Source organism: Pseudothauera nasutitermitis (assembly GCF_004801295.1).
In the GTDB taxonomy this organism is placed as follows: domain Bacteria; phylum Pseudomonadota; class Gammaproteobacteria; order Burkholderiales; family Rhodocyclaceae; genus Pseudothauera; species Pseudothauera nasutitermitis.
In genome coordinates, this window is sequence record NZ_SSOC01000002.1 from 349380 (window position 1) to 367301 (window position 17922).

Below are 17922 nucleotides of genomic sequence, written 5' to 3' on the forward strand. Positions count from 1 at the left end.
TGGCAAGCCCGGGCAGCCTGCCGGCGGCATATTCTCTTGTGAATATGAATTGTTCTCAATATCATCGCTTGGCCGCCGCATGCGCCCAAGCCCTATGCACACGCCCACCCACTCTCCAGAGCAGACTGCCGACGCCCTCTACCGGGACCACCACAGCTGGCTGCACGCCTGGCTTTCCCGCAAGGTCGGCTGCCCCCACCAGGGCGCCGACCTGGCGCAGGACACCTTCGTGCGCGTGCTCGGCTCGAACGAACTCGGCAGGCTCGACGAACCGCGCGCCTTCCTGATGACCCTGGCGCAGCGCGTGCTGTACAGCTTCTGGCGCCGCCGCAGCCTGGAAAACGCCTGGCTGGAAGCCCTGGCCCAACAGCCGGAAAGCTACGCTCCCTCGGCCGAGGACTACGCCCTGGTGCGCGACGCCATCGAAACCCTGGACCGCCTGCTCGGCGGCCTGCCGCTGCGTACCCGCAAGGCCTTCCTGATGAACCGCCTGGAAGACATGACCCACGTGGAGATCGCCCGCAGCCTGGGCGTTTCCGTGGCCACCATCGAACGCGACGTCAAGCTGGCCTTCACCCACTGCTACCTCGCCAGCCTCGACGCCATGCCGGACGGCACCACGGCGCACCTCGCCTCCGTACGCCCATGAACACTCCCGCCCGACGGCTCGACCCCATCACCGAACGCGCCATCGACTGGCTGGTGCGGCTCGACTCCGGCAGCGCCACCGCCGAAGACCGCAGCGCCTTCGAAGCCTGGCTGGATGCAGACCCGCGCCACCGCAACGCCTGGCAGACGATCTCCGGCCTGCTCCACCAGCCCATCGCCACCCTCCGCGAAGCGGAAAGCCATCTCCCCGGCCAGCGCCGCGCTGCCCGCCTGGCGCTGACCACCCCCCAGCGCCGCAAGGCCCTGCGCAACAGCGCGGTCGCCCTGCTCCTGATGAGCCTCGGCGGCTACGCGCTGAACCGCCAGCACCCACTCGGCACCCTGGCCGCGGACCTGCACACCGCCACCGGGGAACGCCGGCAGGTGCAGCTCGCCGACGGCAGCACCCTGGTGCTCAACGCCCGCAGCGCGGTCGACGTGGAATACAGCGCCTCCATGCGCCTGCTGCGCCTGCGCAAGGGTGAAATCCTCATCCATACCGCCCCCGACCCGGCCCGCCCGCTCGTCGTGCAGACCCTGCACGGCCAGGCCCACGCCCTCGGCACCCGCTTCAGCGTTCGGCAACTCGACACCCACAGCGAACTCGCCGTGCTCGAACACCGCGTGCAGCTCACTGCCACCAGCGGCGCGCAGCAAGTGTTCGACGCCGGCAGCACGGCGCGCTTCGATGGCACCCGCATCCAGCCCCTGGCCGCCTCTGCGACCATCCATGCCGCCTGGGCCGACGGCCAGCTCGACGTACGCGACCAGCCGCTGGGCGAAGTCGTCAACGCGCTGCGCCCCTACAAGCGCGGCCACCTGCGCGTCTCGCCCCAAGCCGCCGCGCTGCGCGTGTACGGCGTCTTCCCGCTCGACGACCCGGACGCCACGCTGCTGTCGCTGGCCGAAACCCAGCCCATCGCCATCCGGCGCTATGGGGCGCTGGTCACGCTGATTGAGCATCGCAGCGAGTCGGAATAAGCGCCTGAGGGCCGATAAAAGCACCTTTAAAGCTGGCATCCGCCAGCGCCGGAACATGCTGAAATGTTGCCAGTCATGTATCCTCCAAAGTGCTTTGAGGAGTCCGTGAATGAAACCTTCCGATGCGCTCCAATCGAACCGTGCCGCGATTCGGCAAGTGGTCGCCGCCCATCGTGCTCGCAACGCACGCGTATTCGGTTCCGTCCTGCTTGGCCAGGACGACGAAGGCAGTGATCTGGATATCCTGATCGAACCGACGGCGGAAACCACCCTGATGGACGTCGCCGCCATACAGGTGGAACTTGAGCGCCTGCTTGGCATATCGGTCGACGTGCTCACGCCCAATGCGCTTCCCGAAAAATTCCGTGCCGAGGTGCTTGCGGAAGCGGTACCCGTATGAAAAAACAGGGGCGCGTACCGGACTACCTCGAACACATTCTGCGGGCCATTGAACGTATCGAACGCTACACTCTGGATATTGACGGAAATGGTTTTCTGGGCAACGAACTGATTTAGGATGCGGTTATTCGCAATATCGAAATCATTGGCGAAGCGTCGAACAACGTCCAGCAAGTAGCCCCGGAGTTCGCCAGGCTGCACGATGAGATTCCCTGGCAGGTCATGTATACGATGCGTAACCGTGTTTCCCATGCTTACGACAAGGTCGACCTGGCAATCGTCTGGAAAACCATACAAAACGACTTGCCTGGTCTCTACCGACAGATTCAAACCGTGCAAGCGACTTTTATCGAACGCGATCAGACGGACTGACTACCGGATCAAGTAAATCCGGCGGGAAATGCCCGACCTCAAGAAGGGCTTCGACACTCGGCCGCAGCCCCTCTCAATTCAATGACCGAATCCGGCATGCCGGGATTTTTTTCAAGACCATGAGGGGTTTCGCCGGCCTCGTTGGACATGACTACTGAACCCACGCGTTCAGCCCATGTTCAACCCCCGCCGAGGAAACCCCATGACCCGCAAGCACCGCCCCAGCGCCCGCCGGCCCCACCCGCTGCGCTGCGCCATCGCCGTATCGCTCGCCCTCGCCAGCCTGACGGCCGCCGCCCAAAGCACCGCCGGCCCTACCGCCGTCGAAGCCGCCGCCCCCCGCGCCTGGGACCTCCCCAGCGCCCCGCTGGCCGACACCCTGGCCCGCATCGCCCGCGACAGCGGCCAGCGCCTGTCCGCCGATCCGGTGCTGATCTCCGGCAAGACCGCCGCACCAGTGCGCGGCAATCTCAGTCCCGCTGACGCCGCCCGCCAAGCCCTGGCCGGCACCGGGCTGGAACTGGTCGTCACCGAAGGCGGCACCCTGAGCGTGCGGCCGGCGCCGGTGCGGACGAAGGATGGGGAGGCCGTGCTGACCCCGATGACGGTGACCGCCGGCGCCGCCCCGTCCGACTCGCCGCTGGCCTACCTGTCCAAAAACGTGACAACCGGCGCCCTGGGCGACAGATCGGTCCTGGACACCCCCTTCTCCATCACGGTCGTCAGCAGCGAGGAGATCGTCACGCGGGATGCCAGAACCATCGGGCAGATTTTCGTGAACGATGCGTCGATCTACTCGCCCACATCGGCATCGACCACCAACTGGTGGGGCACACAGATCCGCGGGCTGAGGGTACGCAACACCTATATCGACGACATCCCCACGATGCATAACTACGGTAGCGACTTTCCCACCGAGGTGGTCGAGAGCGTGACGGCGCTCAAGGGTCTGACCGGCTTCATGTATGGCTTCGGGATACCGGGAGGCGCCCTCAGCTACCAACTCAAACGCGCCAAGAGCACCAACGAGACCGAGGTGGGCGTGGGCTACCGCAACCCGCGCCTGTTCTCCGCGCATGCGGACATCAGCCGGCGTACGGAGGATGGCTTCGGGGTACGCGTCAACATCGCCACCGAACAGGGCAAGGCCTACAACGAGAGCCGCATCGACCGGACGGTGGGCGCGCTGGCGCTGGACAAATCCCTTGGCTCGGCGCTGCACTGGTTTGGCAACGTGGTCTACGAAAAAAGCCGGAACACCGGCGAACCAATGCAGTTCTACATCGACAACTACGATGCCGCGGCCAGCGCGGGGCGCCTGCCCCGCCCCACCTACCGTTATGGCGATGTCAATATTGACAACGCATGGTACGAAACCGAAACCACGCTGGCGACCACCGGCTTCCAGTGGAAGATCGACGAGCGCTGGCGTTTGAAGTACCAGGTGGGTTTTTCGCGCAAAGAACACCGCTCGAACAAGTCGTTCGCCGAACTCCTGAACGCGGATGGCGACTACGCCGGCTATGGCTACAACTATGCCGGCAAGCTGGACAATCTGTTCACCCAGGCCATGTTGCAGGGAGACTTCGTAACCGGCCCCCTGCGGCACGAAGTCGTCGCCGGCCTGGGGCTACAGCGGGAAAAGGTCACCTGGAGCAACGAGTGGTACTCGGATTTCGATTTCCTCGGCAACCTGTACCAGACGCAGACCTTCCGCACCAACCGGACGGCCGACTTCTCCCTGGGGCCGCTCAGCTCGGACACCCGGCAAACCTATGCCTTCGTCAGCGACACGGTGCATTTCGGCCCGCATTGGCAGGCGATCCTGGGCCTGCGCTTCACCGACTACCGGGTGAAGGATCTGGACGACGACCCGTCGGCGGATTCAGGCTACCGGACGCGCAATGTCAGCCCGACGCTGGCGCTGATCTACAAGCCCGATGCCCGGACCAGCCTCTACGGTAGTTTCGTCGAAGGCCTGGAGGCCGGTGGCCGGGTGAACGCGATTTTCGTCAATGCCGGCACGGTGCTGGATGCCACGGTATCGCGGCAGTACGAAGTGGGCGTCAAGCGGGAAGCCGGTGGCGTGGACTACACGGCGGCGCTGTTTCGTATGGAGCATGCCAACCAGATCATCGTCTGGCGCGACGGCGGCCGCTACCTGACCCAGGATGGCCTGAGCATCTACCAGGGCGCGGAGTTTTCCGCCGCCTGGCAGGCCACCCGGCACCTGAACCTGGGGCTAGCCGCCGTCTGGCTGGACGCCAGCCTCGACGAGGTGTCCGACGACAATGCGGCGCTGCGCGGCAACAGGCCGGCCAACGCGCCCAAATGGCTGGCCGTCGCCAACGCGCAGTACCGGGTGCCGGGCGTCGATGGCCTCAAACTGCACGGCAATGTCCGCTACCACGGCAAATCGTTCGCCAACGACAGCAACACCTTGAACGTGCCTTCCCGAACCCTGGTCAACCTCGGCTTCAGCCAGGACTTCCGGGTGCAGGGCCGCAACTGGACGCTGCACGGCAACGTCTACAACCTGTTCGACAAGGAATACTGGGCGGCAGGCGGCTATGGGCAGGCGAACCTGGGTGAAGAACGCAATTTCTCGCTGATGCTGAGAACCCGCTTTTGATGCCAGGCGCCAAGACGACACTTCCCTAGCCGATGGTTGCCAGGACCGCTACCCCCTAAAAAATTACCGGTGTCAAGCGATTGTTGAAATCAGCCTGATGGCCGGAAGTCTATACGGGGCGCGGGTTTAGCTCTACTTCGGGCCGCTTTGTGGGGCTGCGGCGTTGTGGGCTGGGAGCCACATAAGAGCGTCGCGGTAGAAAGCCGGAGCGTGCTGCATCGGGGACGATTGCCAGCAGACGGCGACCACGTTTCGCCATCATAGCCCAAGCGGTCGCCGTCCTCCAGAACGAAGAACGCGCAACCTTGGGCTGCGCGTTCGAGGGATGGCCACCAGCGGAAGCCGGCTTCATCAGCTTGGCTTCGGCGGCGCGGCCTTGCCCGCGCGTCCCTTCCTGAATCCTCTGTCACCCGCCATGAAGGCTTCGAGCATGTGCGGGATCAGCGTCGCCGCATCGACTGTCTCGCCGTAGGTCTGCGCGTGCAGCGTGGCGTAGCGGTCGAGGTCGGCTTTCAGGCTGGCCGGGCAGGCAAAGGTCAGCTTCGTGGATTCCGTTTTCGGCAGCGGCCCCAGCCGCAACTTGCGCGTCGTCATCGTGAAGTCCCCCGGTTGAAGAAAAGCGGCTGGTACGGTCGCAGCACCAGATCGCGGTTGACGATGATGCGTACCGGCAAGCCGGGGCGCTCCGTCAAGGTGGGCTGGATGTTGAGGTTGCGCCGGGTCATCTCCTGGCCGACCTGATTGATGCTGTCCTGGGCGCTGTCGCGCCCGGCGATGATGATGCGGTTGCCGTCCTGGCGGTTCTCTGGCGCGGCCAGCTCGGCACCGACACCAAGCAGCGTGGTCAGCGCCGCCCCTGCGAAGATGCGGCCCCAGTGGTAATCCACTTCGTCTTCCAGCCCGGCATAACCAGCCGGGTCAGTGCCGGCCAGGTTGTCGAGCGTGAGCGATGACGTGTCGGGCAGGATGATCCGGTTCCACACCACCTGCACGCGGCTCTGCCCGTAGCTGACTTGGCTGTTGTATTTGCCCAGGATGCGCGATCCCTGCGGGATCAGCAGGAAGCGCCCGGTGGCCGTGTCATAGACCGGCTCCGTCACCGTGGCGATCACGTCGCCCGGCAAGTCCGACTTGATACCCGTCACCAAGGCACCTGCGACCACCGTTCCGGCCATGACCTGATACGGCGAAGCCGGCAGGGTCAGATTGCCGGAATTACGGGTTTCCGTGGTTCCGGCTTTCTGGAACGCCTCTTTCTGATCTTGCCGGTTCTGCACGGCGGTCGGGTCGGTGGGCTGGGCCGCCGTCGAGGCAGGCCCGGCTGCCAGCGGGTCGAAGGCCGCATTGGCGGCGAAGCCCGGCGCGGCGGCGGCTTGCGTCTGCGCCACCGGCGCGACCTTCTGCGAACCCGAGCGAAAGAACACTGATGAGGCCGCCGCCGCTTCGGCTTCCTTGCGCAGCGCATCGTTGGGGTCGTGGCCGGGGGCCGCGTAGGCGGCCGTCACCGGCTGCTGCGACTTCACGATGGCCGGGCCAAGATCGCCCGGCAGCGGCGGCCCCAGCTCTGGCACCGATGCTGGCAATGGCGGCGGCAGCTTCGAGTAGTCGGCCGGTAGCGCATCCAGCCCTTCGGACTTCGACACGCGATCGACGTTGTAAAGCTCGGTCTGCTCGCCCGCACCGCGCCGCTGCGGTTGCAGCGACCACATCAGCGCGCCGAGCACTGCGACCGACAGGGTGCCTGCGAGGATGGCCAGCGTGCGCCGGTTCAGACGTGTGACCGGGCGCGGCTGGGCGCGCAGTGCCACCGCTTCCGGGGCTACCTTGCCCGCCTGTGGCGTGGCGAGGTCGGGGGTGTCGTCCTGGCTCATGGTCAGTTCCTCCGCGCCACGCCATCCGTGCGTTCGATACGCACCACGTCGCCGCCATCACCGCCCAGGCGCAGTTCGGCTGCGCCGAACAGCCGATCCACGATGTAGTACGGCGGGCGGAAACGGTAGTTCACCAGTTGCCCGTCGCCCTGCGCGCCAATCACGAACAGCGGCGGCAACTCGCCTTGCGCTATACCCTGCGGGAACTGGATATAGACCTTCTCGCCATCATCGAAGGCGCGCAGCGGCTTCCACGGCGGATTGGTGCCGCTGACCGCGTAGCGGAAGCGGATCTTCTCCAGCGACAAGCCGGTATCGACTGGCGCGGCGGCGCTGGCCGCCTGCGACTGGCGCTGCAAGGCCAGCATCCGGTCTTTCGGGTAGTCCCAGGACACCGAAGCCATCCACGCCTTTTCCGTCGAGGTCAGTTCCAGCAGGTACGTCCTGCGGCTGGTGGTGATGACCAGATTGGTTTTGAGGCCCGAGCGGATGGGCTTGACCAGCACATTGACGCGCAGCGCGTCGCCGCTGCCGCTGGACGTGTCGCCCACGATCCACCGTACCGTATCGCCAGCAGCCACCGTCACCAGTTCTTCGCCGGGCTGGAGTGAAACTACGGTCACGCGCCCCGGCGCGGCATAGACCTGATAGAGCGCGCCGTCCGTGAAGGGCCACACCTGAATCGCATTGACGTAGCCCTCGCGGGTCGGCGCGATGCGTGCCTCGGCGTTGGCGCGGGACACGCGAACCTTCTCGTCGGCAGGCTCCGGTGCAGTCGGGGCCGTGTCCGCTTTGGGCAGCGGCTTCAACTGCGCCGGCAGCGCCAGCGGCTCGGGCACGGCAACGACTTCTACCGGCGCAGGCGGCTCCGGTAGCGGCTGCGCCTGCACCGGCTCATTGAGCGAGATGGACGGCGGCGGCTTGCCCTGCGAGGCGCAGCCAGCAAGGACAAGTAGGATCACCGGCAAGACGGATTTACGGAAAAGTGCGTTCATGGCTTGGCTCCTTCGGAAGAATCCAGTTCGCGGCTCCACGACAGGCCATTGACGTAGATACCCAGCGGGTTCTTGCGCAGGCGCTGTTCGGTGCGCGGGGTTTGCAGGACAGTGGAAAGCACGGCGTTCCACCGTTCGGTGCCAGCGGGCGCACCGTTGATGAACCTTTGTTCCATCCAGCGCACGTTGAAAGACGTGTCGCTGGCGCGGACAACGCTGGTGATCTGCACCGTCACCGACTCCTTGCCGATGCGGGCGAATGGATCGTTCTTGCTGGCGTAGTCGTTGAGCACCGCCGCGCCCTTGTCGGTGGTGTAGCCGTAGGCGTCGAGCCAGTTCTGCCGCACCACGATGGGGTCGATGGACAGGGAGCGCACCAGCGTCACGAAGCGCGCCAGGTGGTGCGCGATCTGCGCATCGGCGGGCCGGTACGGCGTGGCGGCTTCGCCGACGGCGCGCACCTGCCCCGACTGATCGACTTCGATGACATAGGGCGTGACGATGGATTGCGCCGAGCGCCACACCAGGCCGCCCGCCATCAGCAGCGCGAGCGTGAGGCAGCCGAAGGCCATGAATCGCCAGTTCTTGGCCTGGACGCGGGCCGAGCCGATGCGGTCGTCCCACACCTGCGCGGCGGATTGGTACGGGGTGGCAGGCTGCGGCGTGTCGGCATAGCGCACCTGCGGGCGTTTGAATCGCATAGGGGTTCTCCTTGGTGGTCAGGTATCGCGTCATTCATCGGGGCGCAGGCTCGGGCCTTGCCCCGAGCCGCCGCCGTCACCACCGCGCAGCGTGTGGGCGGCGGTGGTCGCGGCATGGGTGATCTGCTGGCGGCGGTGCATCCGCTTGGCCCAGGCGGGTTGCTCCTGCTTCGGTGCGCTGTCCGCGCCTTCGCCTGCGGCGGCCTGGCCGGAACCGGCAGCGCCGGCATCCGCGCCGTTCCAGCCAGCAAGGAAGGAATCGGCCACCCTCTGCCCGGCAGCGGAAACGCCCGATGCAGCGCGGCGGCCCGCGGCCTGCGTGCCGGTCTTGGCGACGTTGCCGAGGCCCGCAGCCGCGCCCTTGGCCCCGCCGCCCGCTGCGGCGGAACCGGCCTGGAATGCAGACTTGGCGTTGCTGGCCGCCGACGTGGCGGCGCGTGCGCCACTGCCCGCCAGTTTGGCGGCGGCCGGGGCCATGCGTGCGCCCGCCATGACGGCACCGCCCACGCCGGTCGCGGCGGCACCGATGGCAACGCCCGTGCCGACCGCGCCGACGGCAGCGCCGGCCATCGCGCCCGCGCCAAGCTGCGGCGCACCGGACACGAGGCCCGTGGCGATGCCAGGGCCGAAGATGCCCAGCGCCAGCAGCGCGAGCGAGGCCAGCATCACGACCAGCGCATGGTCGATGGAAGGTTCGCCGGGATGAACCTGGAACTCCGCGAACAGGCCCGAGCCAATGCCGACGATGACCGCCAGCACCAAGACCTTGATGCCCGACGAAACCACGTTGCCGAGCACCTTTTCCGCCAGGAAGCTCGTCTTGTTCCAGAGCGCGAACGGAATCAAGACGAAGCCGGCGAGCGTGGTCAGCTTGAACTCGATCAGCGTGATGAAAAGCTGTACCGCCAGCACGAAGAAGCAGAGGATCACCACCAGCCAGGCGATGAACAGCACCACGATAGGGTCGAGATTCACGAACACTTCGGGGAAACCGGCCATGTCGCCGATCTGGTCGAGGATCGGCGCGGCGGCGTCGATGCCCGTCTTCGCCAGCCGGCCCGGCTGCAAGAAGTTCTCCATCGTGATGGCGGAGCCGGTGGCAGTGATACCAAGCCCCGCAAATGACCGGAACACGATGCCGGAGAGCCAGTTGAAGTTGCCGATGATGTAGGCGAAGGCTCCGACGTAGAGCACCTTGCGCAGCAGCTTGGCAATCACGTCCTCGCCCTGGCCGGTCGCATGGCTCATGGCCCAATACAGGCCCGCGATGGTCATGTCGATGACGATCAGCGTGGCCGTCAGGAACGCGACTTCGCCTTGCAGCAGCCCGAAACCCGAGTCGATGTAGCGCGAGAAGGTATGGAGGAATCTGTCGATGATGGTCACGTCGTTCATGGCGCGTCCTCCGTAGCCGCGAACGGCACATCGCCTTCCGGCGCGTCGTCGGCGGGCGTGTCGAAGCTCGCCGGGATCGGCGGCAGTTCGGCCAGCGTCCGGTATTCGTCTGGCCCGGTCTGGCCGGCGAAGAAGCGCCGCCGGAAGGCTTCGGCGGCGGCGCGGCAGGTGTCTTCGCCTGCGGCTTGCCGGTCGGCTGCGCATTGGGCACGCAGCGCCTTGAGCCGCACGGGATCGGCGGCCAAGGTGGCGGCCAGGTCTTCGGCCCTTTGCTGGTCGGACGACTGGCCGCACGCGGTCAGCAGCACGACCAGCAGGACAGGAACGCATCGCATGGCCGCCTCCCGTCAGTTGTTGTAGAAATTGACGGTCTGCGGCGTGTACGGCGTGCCGGTGCCGAGGAAGCGCCGCCGCACTTCGCGGGCGCGTTCGGTGGCCGCCGCCTGCCGAGCCAGTTCCAGCGAGGCCGCCCGGTCTTGCGTGATCTGGAGTTGCTGGGCCTGGATGGACTGCTTGGCCTGCAAGGCGAGAAGCTGGTTCGTCGCCTGCATGGCCTGCAAAGCACCCGTGGCCGATTGGCTCTGGCTCACGAGGTCGGCCAGCGCGCTTTCGTCTTGCGCCAGGTTCTGCGACACCTGCGCCTGCATCCGCATCGCGGTGTGCAGGCCGTCGAGCGTGTTCTTCCAGCGTTCGCGTGCGTCCTGTGCCATGCGGTCGCCGCTGATGGTGGCGGCGTACTGCTCCGGGTACAGGCGCGAGAACGTGGCATCCATGCTCTGCACGTCGTAGGCCAGCCCTTGCGCTTCGGCAATCAGGCGTTCCGTGGTGGCGAGCGTCGAGCGCAGCCGGTTGACGATGTTGAAGTCCAGCTTCGTCAGGTTGCGCGCCTGGTTCATCAGCATCTGCGCTTCGTTCTGAAGCTGGTTGATCTGATTGTTGATCTGCTCCAGCGTGCGAACGGCGGTCAGCGTGTTCTGCACGAAATTGGACGGGTCGAACACCGTCAGCGCCGATGCGGGCTGCACGGCCAGCAGCGACACCGACAGCGCGGCGGCGAGCGAAACGGAAAGCACACGGGTCTTCATGGCGAAACCTCCAGCGGTTGAGTAGCGAGGAAAGAAGCCGCCGCCGGTGAGGACGGCAGCAGGTCGGCGGCCCAATCGAGGCCGCGATGGCGCAGCCACGCGCCGGCGAAGCCGGGTGCGCCGGCCTGCGTCAGCACGCGGTCTATGTCGCGTTGGTCTTGCGGTGTGGATGCGCCTGCGAAGGCGAGCGCGGCCGGCCCCAGGTCGAGGTCGAACAGGCGATTGCCCAGGCGCGATTGGTAGTAGTAGTCCTGCTTGGGCTGCGCGGTGGCGACGATCTCGATTTGCCGGCTGTTGAGGCCGAAGCCCTCGTAGATCGTGCGAATCTGTGGCTCGGTGGCTTGCGGATTGGGCAAGAAAATCCGAACGGCGCAGCTTTCGATGATGGCCGCCGCGATGCTGGAGTTCTGAATGTCCGCCAGGCTTTGCGTGGCGAAGACGACACTGACATTGCGCTTGCGCAGCGTCTTCAACCACTGGCGGATACGCGCTGCAAATACCGGGTCATCCAAGAACAGCCAGGATTCATCAAGGATCAGCAGCGTGGGCGCACCGTCGAATCGGTCATCGAAGCGGGCGAACAGGTAGCCCAGCACCGACCGCACGGCGGCGGGGCTGGCCATCAGTTCCTCCATCTCGAAGCACTGAACGTCCGCGCTGCCCAGCCGGTCGCGGTCGGCATCCAGCAGCTTGCCGTGCGCGCCACCCAGCACATAGGGCGCGAGTGCTTGGCGCAGCGCGTTCGATTGCAGCAGCACCGAAAGCCCCGTCATCGTGCGCTGTTCCACGGGCGCACCGGCAAGGCTTCCGAGCGCCGACCAGATGGCCGCCTTCTCATCCGGGCCGACGGTCACGCCTTCGTGCAGCAGGCGGCCTTCCACCCATTCGGCGGCCCAGGTGCGGTAGCCGCCCTGGTCGATCCGTGCCAGTGGCTGAAAGGCAATCCCGCCATCGGCACCCAGGTCATAGTGTTCGCCGCCCAGGCCCAGGATGGTGGCGCGGATGGAGCGGCCCATGTCGAAGACGAAGATGCGCGAGTGCAGATAGCGCCGGAACTGCATCGCCAGCACGGCCAGGAAGGCCGACTTGCCCATGCCGGTCGGGCCGACCACGGCCATGTGGCCCACGTCGCCGATGTGCGTGACCAAGCGGAACGGCGTTGCGCCGTCGGTGCGCGTGACGATCACCGGCGGGCCGTCCAGGTGCTTGTTGCGCTCCGGGCCGGCCCACACCGCCGACAGCGGCATCATGTGCGCGAGGTTCAGCGTCGAGACGATGGGCTGGCGCACGTTGGCATACGCATTGCCCGGCACCGACGACAGCCACGCATCCACGGCATTGAGCGTTTCGGGGATGGTGACGAAGCCGCGCCCCTGAATCACGCGCTCCACCATGCGCAGCTTTTCGTCGGCTATGGCCGGGTCGGCATCGAGCACCGTCACCGTGGCCGTGAGGTAGCCGAAGGCGACCTGATCGCTGCCCAGCTCCTGCATGGCGGCGTCCGCATCGGCCGCCTTGTTGCTGGCGTCGGTATCGACCAGCGGGCTTTCCTGCTGGAAGATCGTTTCGCGCAGCAGCGCGATGACGTTCTTCCGCTTCGCAAACCATTGGCGGCGCAGGCGGCCCAGTTCCTTTTCCGCCTCGGCTTTGTCGAGGCAGAGGAACCGCGTACTCCAGCGATAGGCAAAGCCCAGGCGGTTGAGGTCGTCCAGCAAGCCCGGCCAAGTAGAAGTCGGAAAGCCCCGCACCGACACCACGCGCAGGTGCTGGTCGCCCAGCATGGGCGCGAGGCCGCCGACCAGGGCGGAATCGGCCAGCAGCGCGTCGAGGTGGAAAGGCACCTCGGGCACGGCCAGCCGGTAGCGCCGCGTCGAAACCGTGGCGTGCAGATAGGTCAGCGTCGCGGCATCGTCCAGCCAGGCGATTTCCGGCATCACGCCATCGAGCAGGTCAAAGACCCGATCCGTTTCCGCCACGAAGGCATCGAGCCGGCCGCGCCAGTCCACGCCATCGCCCGGCGCGTGCTCGTAGAGCAGCTTGGCCGCACGGGCGCGGGATTCCTCGGGCGGCAGATAGGCCAGCGTCAGGTGATAGACACTCTCGAAGTGGTTGCCCGATTCCTCGAAGGCGGCGCGGCGTTCCTCGTCCACGAGCCAGGACAGCGGTTCGGGAAAGTCGGAATGCGGATAGTCCGCCGCTGGCTGGCGCTCGGCTTCCACGAACAGCGCCCAGCCTGAACCCAGCCGGCGCAGCGCGTTGTTCAGCCGCGCCGTGGTGGCGATCAGCTCGCCCTGCGTGGCGCTGTCGAGGTCGGGGCCACGGAAACGGGCTGTACGCTGAAAGCTGCCGTCCTTGTTCAAGACGACACCCGGCGCGATCAACCCAGCCCAGGGAAGCCAGTCGGCCAGCAGCGCGGGCCGCTGGCGGTATTCGGCAAGGTTCAGCATGGCGGCATCCCCCTACACGTCCAGCAGCGGCTTGTGCTTGATGTGCCGGGCGAAGACCTGCATGAACTGCGGATCGACACGCGCGCCCCACACGGCCAGCGAGTGGCCGACGATCCAGAGCACGACACCGGGAATCCAGAGTTGCAGGCCCAGCCCGACGGCGGCGGCCAGCGTACCGTTGGCAATCGCCACGGTGCGCGGTGCGCCGCCCATGAGGATCGGCTCGGTCAGCGAGCGATGTAGCGGCACCTCGAAGCCGGCCGCGAAGCTGTCCGGCCCGCTCATACGACCGCCCCGCCGGAGAAACTGAAGAACGACAGGAAGAACGAGGACGCGGCGAACGCGATGCTCAAACCGAAGACGATCTGGATGAGTTTGCGAAAGCCCCCCGACGTGTCGCCGAAGGCCAGCGCGAGGCCGGTTGCGATGATGATGATGACCGCGACGATGCGTGCCACCGGCCCCTGGATCGACTCCAGAATGGATTGCAGCGGGCCTTCCCACGGCATCGAGGAACCGGCGGCCTGCGCCGTTCCGGCCAGGAACAGCAGCAGCGCGGCCAGCAGCAGCCCTTGCCCCGCAGGGCGGGCCAGACTGCGCAGCCGCGCGAGGCCGGACAAGTGGGGAAGCGGATTTACGGAAAAGCGGAAAGCGTAAGCGTGCATCTGCGTCATGGCAGTTCTCCAGGTTGATCAGGGGACGGGGAAGGCGCAGCGGCATCGGCTGCGAGAGGCACCGGCATCAGCTCGGGAAACGGTGTTTCCAGCGCGTCCGCCAGGCGGTAGCCCACACCGTCGAAACCGACGACGCGGGCGATGCTTTCGACGCGGCGCTTGCGGCCGCGTCCGGCGATGTGGATGACGACGTTGACCGCCTCGGCGATCAGCGCACGCGGCGGGTTCACCGCCACTTCGAGAATCAACTGTTCAAGGCGCAGCAGCGCGCCCAGCGCGGAACCGGCATGGATGGTGGCGATGCCGCCAGGGTGGCCGGTGCCCCACACCTTCACCAAGTCCAGGGCTTCACCGCCGCGCACTTCGCCGACGATCACGCGGTCGGGGCGCAGGCGCATCGTGGCGCGCACCAGCTCGGTCATGGACACGACACCAGCGCGTGTGCGCAGCGGCACATGGTCGCGGGCCGCGCATTGCAGTTCGATGGTGTCTTCGAGCACCAGCACGCGGTCGCCGGTGGCGGCGATCTCCGCAAGCAAGGCATTGGCGAGTGTGGTTTTGCCGCTGCTCGTTGCCCCGGCGATCAGGATGTTCTGGCGCTCGCGCACCGCGCGGCGCAGGAAGTCCGCCTGGCCTGTGGTCAGGATGCCGTCGGCGATATAGTGATCTAGGCCGATGATGCTCACGGCACGCTTGCGCAGCGCGAAGGCCGGGCCGGGCGCGGCCGGTGGCAAGATGCCCTCGAACCGCTCGCCGGTTTCGGGCAGCTCGGCGGTCAGCAATGGCCGCCCGCGATGCACTTCCGCGCCGACGTGCGCGGCCACCAGGCGAATGATGCGCTCGCCATCGTCTTCGGACAGTTCCACGCCCAGCGGCGTGCGGCCCGATGACAACCGATCCACCCAAAGGGTGCGGTCGGGGTTGAGCATGATTTCCACCACGTCCGGGTCGGCCAGCGCGGCGGCGATGACTGGCCCCATTGCCGTGCGCAGCATCTGGATACGGCGATCCAGTGAGGCCGCGGTGGATGAGCGTTCGGGTGGGGTCTGCGGAACAGCGCTCATAAGGCACGCTCCGCTGTTCGTTCGTGGGCCTCGGCCAGCGCCGCCGCGTCGTCCATCCGCACCGGGTCGGGATGCAGTTCCTCCACCACGTCGCGCACCAGGCTTCGGCCACGCAGCAGGTGGCGGCCAAGTTGCTCCACGAATTGCTCGAAACGCGCCTTGCCTTGGGCGCGGGCCGCATCCTGATGGGCTTCGGGAACCGGCGTGCTGACGGTCAGGAAGTAGCGAATGAACAGCGCCAGCGTTTCGATCTGGATGTTCTGGTCGCGCTCCATGCGCTCGGTCTGCCGCGACAGGCGATCGAGCCGCTTGGCGATGGCCGCCTCGCGCTGATCGGCTGCATCGGGCGATAGCCACGATGCGAGCGCCGCCGCGACGATGGATGACTTGGACACGCCTTTCTTGGCGGCCAGTTCTTCGAGGCGCTTGGCGTGCTCGGGCTGGATGAACAGATTGAGGCGGTACTGGCTCATAGGTCGATTCCGTCGTTGGGGTCGAGGGAAGCCAGCCGGGCCGTGCGCTGCATCGCTGGGTCGAGCTGGCCGGGGAGAGAGGCAAAACCGGGCAGCGGCAGGTCGTCGTCGTCATCGAGCAGCGCCAGGTCGTTGCCGGCGGGCTGCGGTTCGGGGCTGTATTCGGCGACTTCGGATAGCTCCGGCTGGCGGCGCGGGCCGCCGTCGTCGGCGGTGCAGCCCAAGCCTTCGGCGGCGGCACTGGTGGCCACTGCGGGGACAGAGGGGATCGCCAGGCCGCTCCAGTCGTCAGGCCGGGCCGGTGGCACATCGGCGTACTGCCCGGCCGCAAGCGCGGGCGGCGGCAATACGCGGCTCTTGAAATTCGCGTCGGCGTAATAGCGCAGCTTCTTCGCCTTGATCGGTGCCACGCTGGACACCATGACCACTGATTCGTCGGTCGGAAGCTGCATCACTTCGCCCGGCGTCAGCAGCGGGCGGGCCGTCTCCTGCCGCGACACCATCAGATGCCCGAGCCACGGCGCTAGCCGGTGGCCGGCATAGTTGCGCTGCGCGCGCAGTTCGGTGGCGGTACCCAGCGTTTCGGAGATCCGTTTGGCCGTGCGTTCGTCGTTGGTCGCAAACGTCACGCGGACATGGCAGTTGTCCAGAATTGAATGGTTCTGGCCGTAGGCTTTGTCGATCTGATTCAGGCTCTGCGCGATGAGGAAGCTGCGAATGCCGTAGCCAGCCATGAAGGCAAGCGCCGTCTCGAAGAAGTCCAGGCGGCCCAGCGCCGGGAACTCATCGAGCATTAGCAGCAATTTGTGGCGACGCTCGATGCCGTCGCTGCCGTCGAGCGATTCGGTGAGCCGTCGCCCGATCTGGTTGAGGATCAGGCGAATGAGCGGTTTGGTGCGGGAAATGTCCGAGGGCGGCACTACCAGATACAGCGAGACGGGATGCTTGGAAGCGATCAGGTCAGCGATGCGCCAGTCGCAGCGCGAAGTCACTTCCGCCACGGTCGGGTCTCGGTACAGGCCGAGGAACGACATGGCGGTGCTCAACACGCCCGAACGCTCGTTGTCCGACTTGTTGAGCACTTCGCGGGCAGCGGACGCGACAACCGGGTGCGGTGCATCGGCCAGGTGCTTCGTCGTCATCATCCGGTGCAAGGTCAGCTCGAACGGGCTGGCCGGGTCGGAGAGGAAGTTGGCAACGCCGCGCAGCGTCTTGTCCTCGCCCGCATAGAGCACATGCAGGATGGCTCCGACCAGCAGCGCGTGACTGGTCTTCTCCCAGTGGTTGCGCTTCTCCAGCGCCCCTTCGGGGTCAACGAGAATGTCCGCGATGTTCTGCACGTCGCGCACTTCATGCGCGCCGCGCCGTACTTCCAACAGCGGGTTGTAGGCTGCCGACTTTGCATCGGTCGGGTTGAACAGCAGACAATGTGAGAAATGCGAGCGCCAGCCGGCGGTGATCTGCCAGTTCTCGCCTTTAATGTCGTGAATGACGGCGGATGCGGGCCACGAAAGCAGCGTGGGCACCACCAGGCCGACGCCTTTGCCCGAGCGCGTGGGCGCGAAGGTCAGGACGTGTTCCGGGCCTTCGTGGCGCAGGTACTCGTTGCGGTATTTGCCCAGGAACACGCCAGCCGGTTGCGTCAGCCCGGCCTTGCGAACGTCATCCGCTTCGGCCCAGCGTGCCGAGCCGTATGTGGTGACAAGGCGCGATTGCCGGGAGCGCCACACCGACATGGCGATGGCGACCACCACCGCCACCAAGCCGCTACCGCCCGCGATGGCCCCGCCAATATCGAAGACATGCGGCGCGTAGGCATCGAAGAAAAACCACCACTCGAACAGCCGCCAGGGGTGATAGACCGGCGTACCGAAGAAGTCGAACCAGGGCGAGCCAAGGCGTAGTTGATAGCCCAGGGCGGCGGCTGTCCATTGCGTTGCACTCCATACGCCGGCGATCACGATGCCGAAGACGGCGGCGATCTGCCCGAACAGCACGCCCTGAGCTTGCATGACTGACCTCCGATTCCTGCGCTATTCCTTGTTCAAGAGCGGCACAAGGACGTGCCGCATAGCGTGAGAATCGGTGCCGGGTCAGTGCCGGTCAAAGACCGTTATCGGAAGCAAGATGATGCAAAAAGCATCGTTTCAGGCTGCAAAGAAACCAGTAAAAACACCGCCGGCGC

At 66.2% G+C, this 17922-nt stretch carries 18 protein-coding genes; 5 read left to right on the top strand and 13 right to left on the bottom strand.

Features of this window, described 5'->3' with window-relative positions; translation table 11 throughout:
* Positions 1-94: 94 nt before the first annotated feature.
* The 5 genes from E6C76_RS05685 (at position 95) to E6C76_RS05705 (ending at position 5032) form a co-directional block, all read left to right on the top strand.
* Positions 95-649, top strand: coding sequence for a sigma-70 family RNA polymerase sigma factor (locus E6C76_RS05685; RefSeq protein ID WP_136347283.1), 555 nt, complete (start codon positions 95-97; stop codon positions 647-649).
* The gene (locus tag E6C76_RS05690; RefSeq protein ID WP_136347284.1) at positions 646-1629 is read left to right on the top strand and encodes a FecR domain-containing protein; all 984 of its coding nucleotides are present in this window, start codon (positions 646-648) and stop codon (positions 1627-1629) included. The genes E6C76_RS05685 and E6C76_RS05690 overlap by 4 nt, the downstream gene beginning before the upstream one ends.
* Before the next feature lie 109 nt (positions 1630-1738).
* Positions 1739-2029, top strand: a complete 291-nt coding sequence (locus E6C76_RS05695) for a nucleotidyltransferase family protein (protein ID WP_136347285.1) — start codon at positions 1739-1741, stop codon at positions 2027-2029.
* Positions 2030-2154: 125 nt separating this feature from the next.
* The gene (locus tag E6C76_RS22690; protein WP_211090146.1) at positions 2155-2400 is read left to right on the top strand and encodes a HepT-like ribonuclease domain-containing protein; all 246 of its coding nucleotides are present in this window, start codon (positions 2155-2157) and stop codon (positions 2398-2400) included.
* Positions 2401-2602: 202 nt separating this feature from the next.
* Positions 2603-5032 carry a TonB-dependent siderophore receptor gene (locus E6C76_RS05705; RefSeq protein WP_136347286.1) on the top strand — a complete coding sequence of 810 codons (2430 nt, stop codon included), beginning with the start codon at positions 2603-2605 and terminating at the stop codon, positions 5030-5032.
* Between the two features lie 351 nt (positions 5033-5383).
* Here E6C76_RS05705 and E6C76_RS05710 read toward each other — a convergent pair whose 3' ends face one another.
* From E6C76_RS05710 to E6C76_RS05770, 13 genes are read right to left on the bottom strand one after another with little or no spacing between them, the layout of a single operon-like run.
* Positions 5384-5626, bottom strand: coding sequence for a DUF2274 domain-containing protein (locus E6C76_RS05710; protein ID WP_136347287.1), 243 nt, complete (start codon positions 5624-5626; stop codon positions 5384-5386).
* On the bottom strand, positions 5623-6903 hold the full coding sequence (locus E6C76_RS05715; RefSeq protein WP_136347288.1) for a TrbI/VirB10 family protein: 1281 nt from the start codon (positions 6901-6903) through the stop codon (positions 5623-5625). Before E6C76_RS05715 ends, E6C76_RS05710 begins: the two co-directional genes overlap by 4 nt.
* A gap of 2 nt (positions 6904-6905) precedes the next feature.
* Positions 6906-7898: a P-type conjugative transfer protein TrbG gene (gene trbG, locus E6C76_RS05720; RefSeq protein WP_136347289.1), complete on the bottom strand. Its 993-nt coding sequence runs from the start codon at positions 7896-7898 to the stop codon at positions 6906-6908.
* Positions 7895-8599, bottom strand: coding sequence for a conjugal transfer protein TrbF (trbF, locus tag E6C76_RS05725; protein ID WP_136347290.1), 705 nt, complete (start codon positions 8597-8599; stop codon positions 7895-7897). The genes trbG and trbF overlap by 4 nt, the downstream gene beginning before the upstream one ends.
* 30 nt (positions 8600-8629) lie before the next feature.
* The gene (gene trbL, locus E6C76_RS05730; RefSeq protein WP_136347291.1) at positions 8630-9994 is read right to left on the bottom strand and encodes a P-type conjugative transfer protein TrbL; all 1365 of its coding nucleotides are present in this window, start codon (positions 9992-9994) and stop codon (positions 8630-8632) included.
* Entirely contained in the window at positions 9991-10329 is a 339-nt protein-coding gene (locus E6C76_RS05735) for a hypothetical protein (protein WP_136347292.1), read from the bottom strand. The genes trbL and E6C76_RS05735 overlap by 4 nt, the downstream gene beginning before the upstream one ends.
* Positions 10330-10341: 12 nt before the next feature.
* The gene (gene trbJ, locus E6C76_RS05740; protein ID WP_108497792.1) at positions 10342-11079 is read right to left on the bottom strand and encodes a P-type conjugative transfer protein TrbJ; all 738 of its coding nucleotides are present in this window, start codon (positions 11077-11079) and stop codon (positions 10342-10344) included.
* On the bottom strand, positions 11076-13526 hold the full coding sequence (trbE, locus tag E6C76_RS05745; protein ID WP_136347293.1) for a conjugal transfer protein TrbE: 2451 nt from the start codon (positions 13524-13526) through the stop codon (positions 11076-11078). The genes trbJ and trbE overlap by 4 nt, the downstream gene beginning before the upstream one ends.
* Before the next feature lie 12 nt (positions 13527-13538).
* A complete protein-coding gene (locus E6C76_RS05750) occupies positions 13539-13811 on the bottom strand; it encodes a VirB3 family type IV secretion system protein (RefSeq protein WP_006472389.1) in 273 nt (90 codons plus the stop codon).
* Positions 13808-14191 (bottom strand): TrbC/VirB2 family protein, encoded by a 384-nt coding sequence (locus tag E6C76_RS05755; RefSeq protein ID WP_425268023.1) that lies wholly within the window; start codon positions 14189-14191, stop codon positions 13808-13810. The genes E6C76_RS05750 and E6C76_RS05755 overlap by 4 nt, the downstream gene beginning before the upstream one ends.
* A 5-nt stretch (positions 14192-14196) precedes the next feature.
* Positions 14197-15264, bottom strand: a complete 1068-nt coding sequence (gene trbB, locus E6C76_RS05760) for a P-type conjugative transfer ATPase TrbB (protein WP_136347294.1) — start codon at positions 15262-15264, stop codon at positions 14197-14199.
* Positions 15261-15737: a ribbon-helix-helix protein, CopG family gene (locus tag E6C76_RS05765; protein WP_136347295.1), complete on the bottom strand. Its 477-nt coding sequence runs from the start codon at positions 15735-15737 to the stop codon at positions 15261-15263. The genes trbB and E6C76_RS05765 overlap by 4 nt, the downstream gene beginning before the upstream one ends.
* The gene (locus tag E6C76_RS05770) at positions 15734-17749 is read right to left on the bottom strand and encodes a conjugal transfer protein TraG (RefSeq protein ID WP_136347296.1); all 2016 of its coding nucleotides are present in this window, start codon (positions 17747-17749) and stop codon (positions 15734-15736) included. The genes E6C76_RS05765 and E6C76_RS05770 overlap by 4 nt, the downstream gene beginning before the upstream one ends.
* Between the last annotated feature and the right edge of the window lie 173 nt (positions 17750-17922).

Excerpts from the sequence above, each read along its gene's own strand:
- E6C76_RS05685 (WP_136347283.1), top strand. The coding sequence starts at position 95 with ATGCACACGCCCACCCACTCTCCAGAGCAGACTGCCGACGCCCTCTAC.
- E6C76_RS05690 (WP_136347284.1), top strand. The coding sequence starts at position 646 with ATGAACACTCCCGCCCGACGGCTCGACCCCATCACCGAACGCGCCATC.
- E6C76_RS05695 (WP_136347285.1), top strand. The coding sequence starts at position 1,739 with ATGAAACCTTCCGATGCGCTCCAATCGAACCGTGCCGCGATTCGGCAA.
- E6C76_RS05705 (WP_136347286.1), top strand. The coding sequence starts at position 2,603 with ATGACCCGCAAGCACCGCCCCAGCGCCCGCCGGCCCCACCCGCTGCGC.
- E6C76_RS05710 (WP_136347287.1), bottom strand. The coding sequence starts at position 5,626 with ATGACGACGCGCAAGTTGCGGCTGGGGCCGCTGCCGAAAACGGAATCC.
- E6C76_RS05715 (WP_136347288.1), bottom strand. The coding sequence starts at position 6,903 with ATGAGCCAGGACGACACCCCCGACCTCGCCACGCCACAGGCGGGCAAG.
- trbG (WP_136347289.1), bottom strand. The coding sequence starts at position 7,898 with ATGAACGCACTTTTCCGTAAATCCGTCTTGCCGGTGATCCTACTTGTC.
- trbF (WP_136347290.1), bottom strand. The coding sequence starts at position 8,599 with ATGCGATTCAAACGCCCGCAGGTGCGCTATGCCGACACGCCGCAGCCT.
- trbL (WP_136347291.1), bottom strand. The coding sequence starts at position 9,994 with ATGAACGACGTGACCATCATCGACAGATTCCTCCATACCTTCTCGCGC.
- E6C76_RS05735 (WP_136347292.1), bottom strand. The coding sequence starts at position 10,329 with ATGCGATGCGTTCCTGTCCTGCTGGTCGTGCTGCTGACCGCGTGCGGC.
- trbJ (WP_108497792.1), bottom strand. The coding sequence starts at position 11,079 with ATGAAGACCCGTGTGCTTTCCGTTTCGCTCGCCGCCGCGCTGTCGGTG.
- trbE (WP_136347293.1), bottom strand. The coding sequence starts at position 13,526 with ATGCTGAACCTTGCCGAATACCGCCAGCGGCCCGCGCTGCTGGCCGAC.
- E6C76_RS05750 (WP_006472389.1), bottom strand. The coding sequence starts at position 13,811 with ATGAGCGGGCCGGACAGCTTCGCGGCCGGCTTCGAGGTGCCGCTACAT.
- E6C76_RS05755 (WP_425268023.1), bottom strand. The coding sequence starts at position 14,191 with ATGCACGCTTACGCTTTCCGCTTTTCCGTAAATCCGCTTCCCCACTTG.
- trbB (WP_136347294.1), bottom strand. The coding sequence starts at position 15,264 with ATGAGCGCTGTTCCGCAGACCCCACCCGAACGCTCATCCACCGCGGCC.
- E6C76_RS05765 (WP_136347295.1), bottom strand. The coding sequence starts at position 15,737 with ATGAGCCAGTACCGCCTCAATCTGTTCATCCAGCCCGAGCACGCCAAG.
- E6C76_RS05770 (WP_136347296.1), bottom strand. The coding sequence starts at position 17,749 with ATGCAAGCTCAGGGCGTGCTGTTCGGGCAGATCGCCGCCGTCTTCGGC.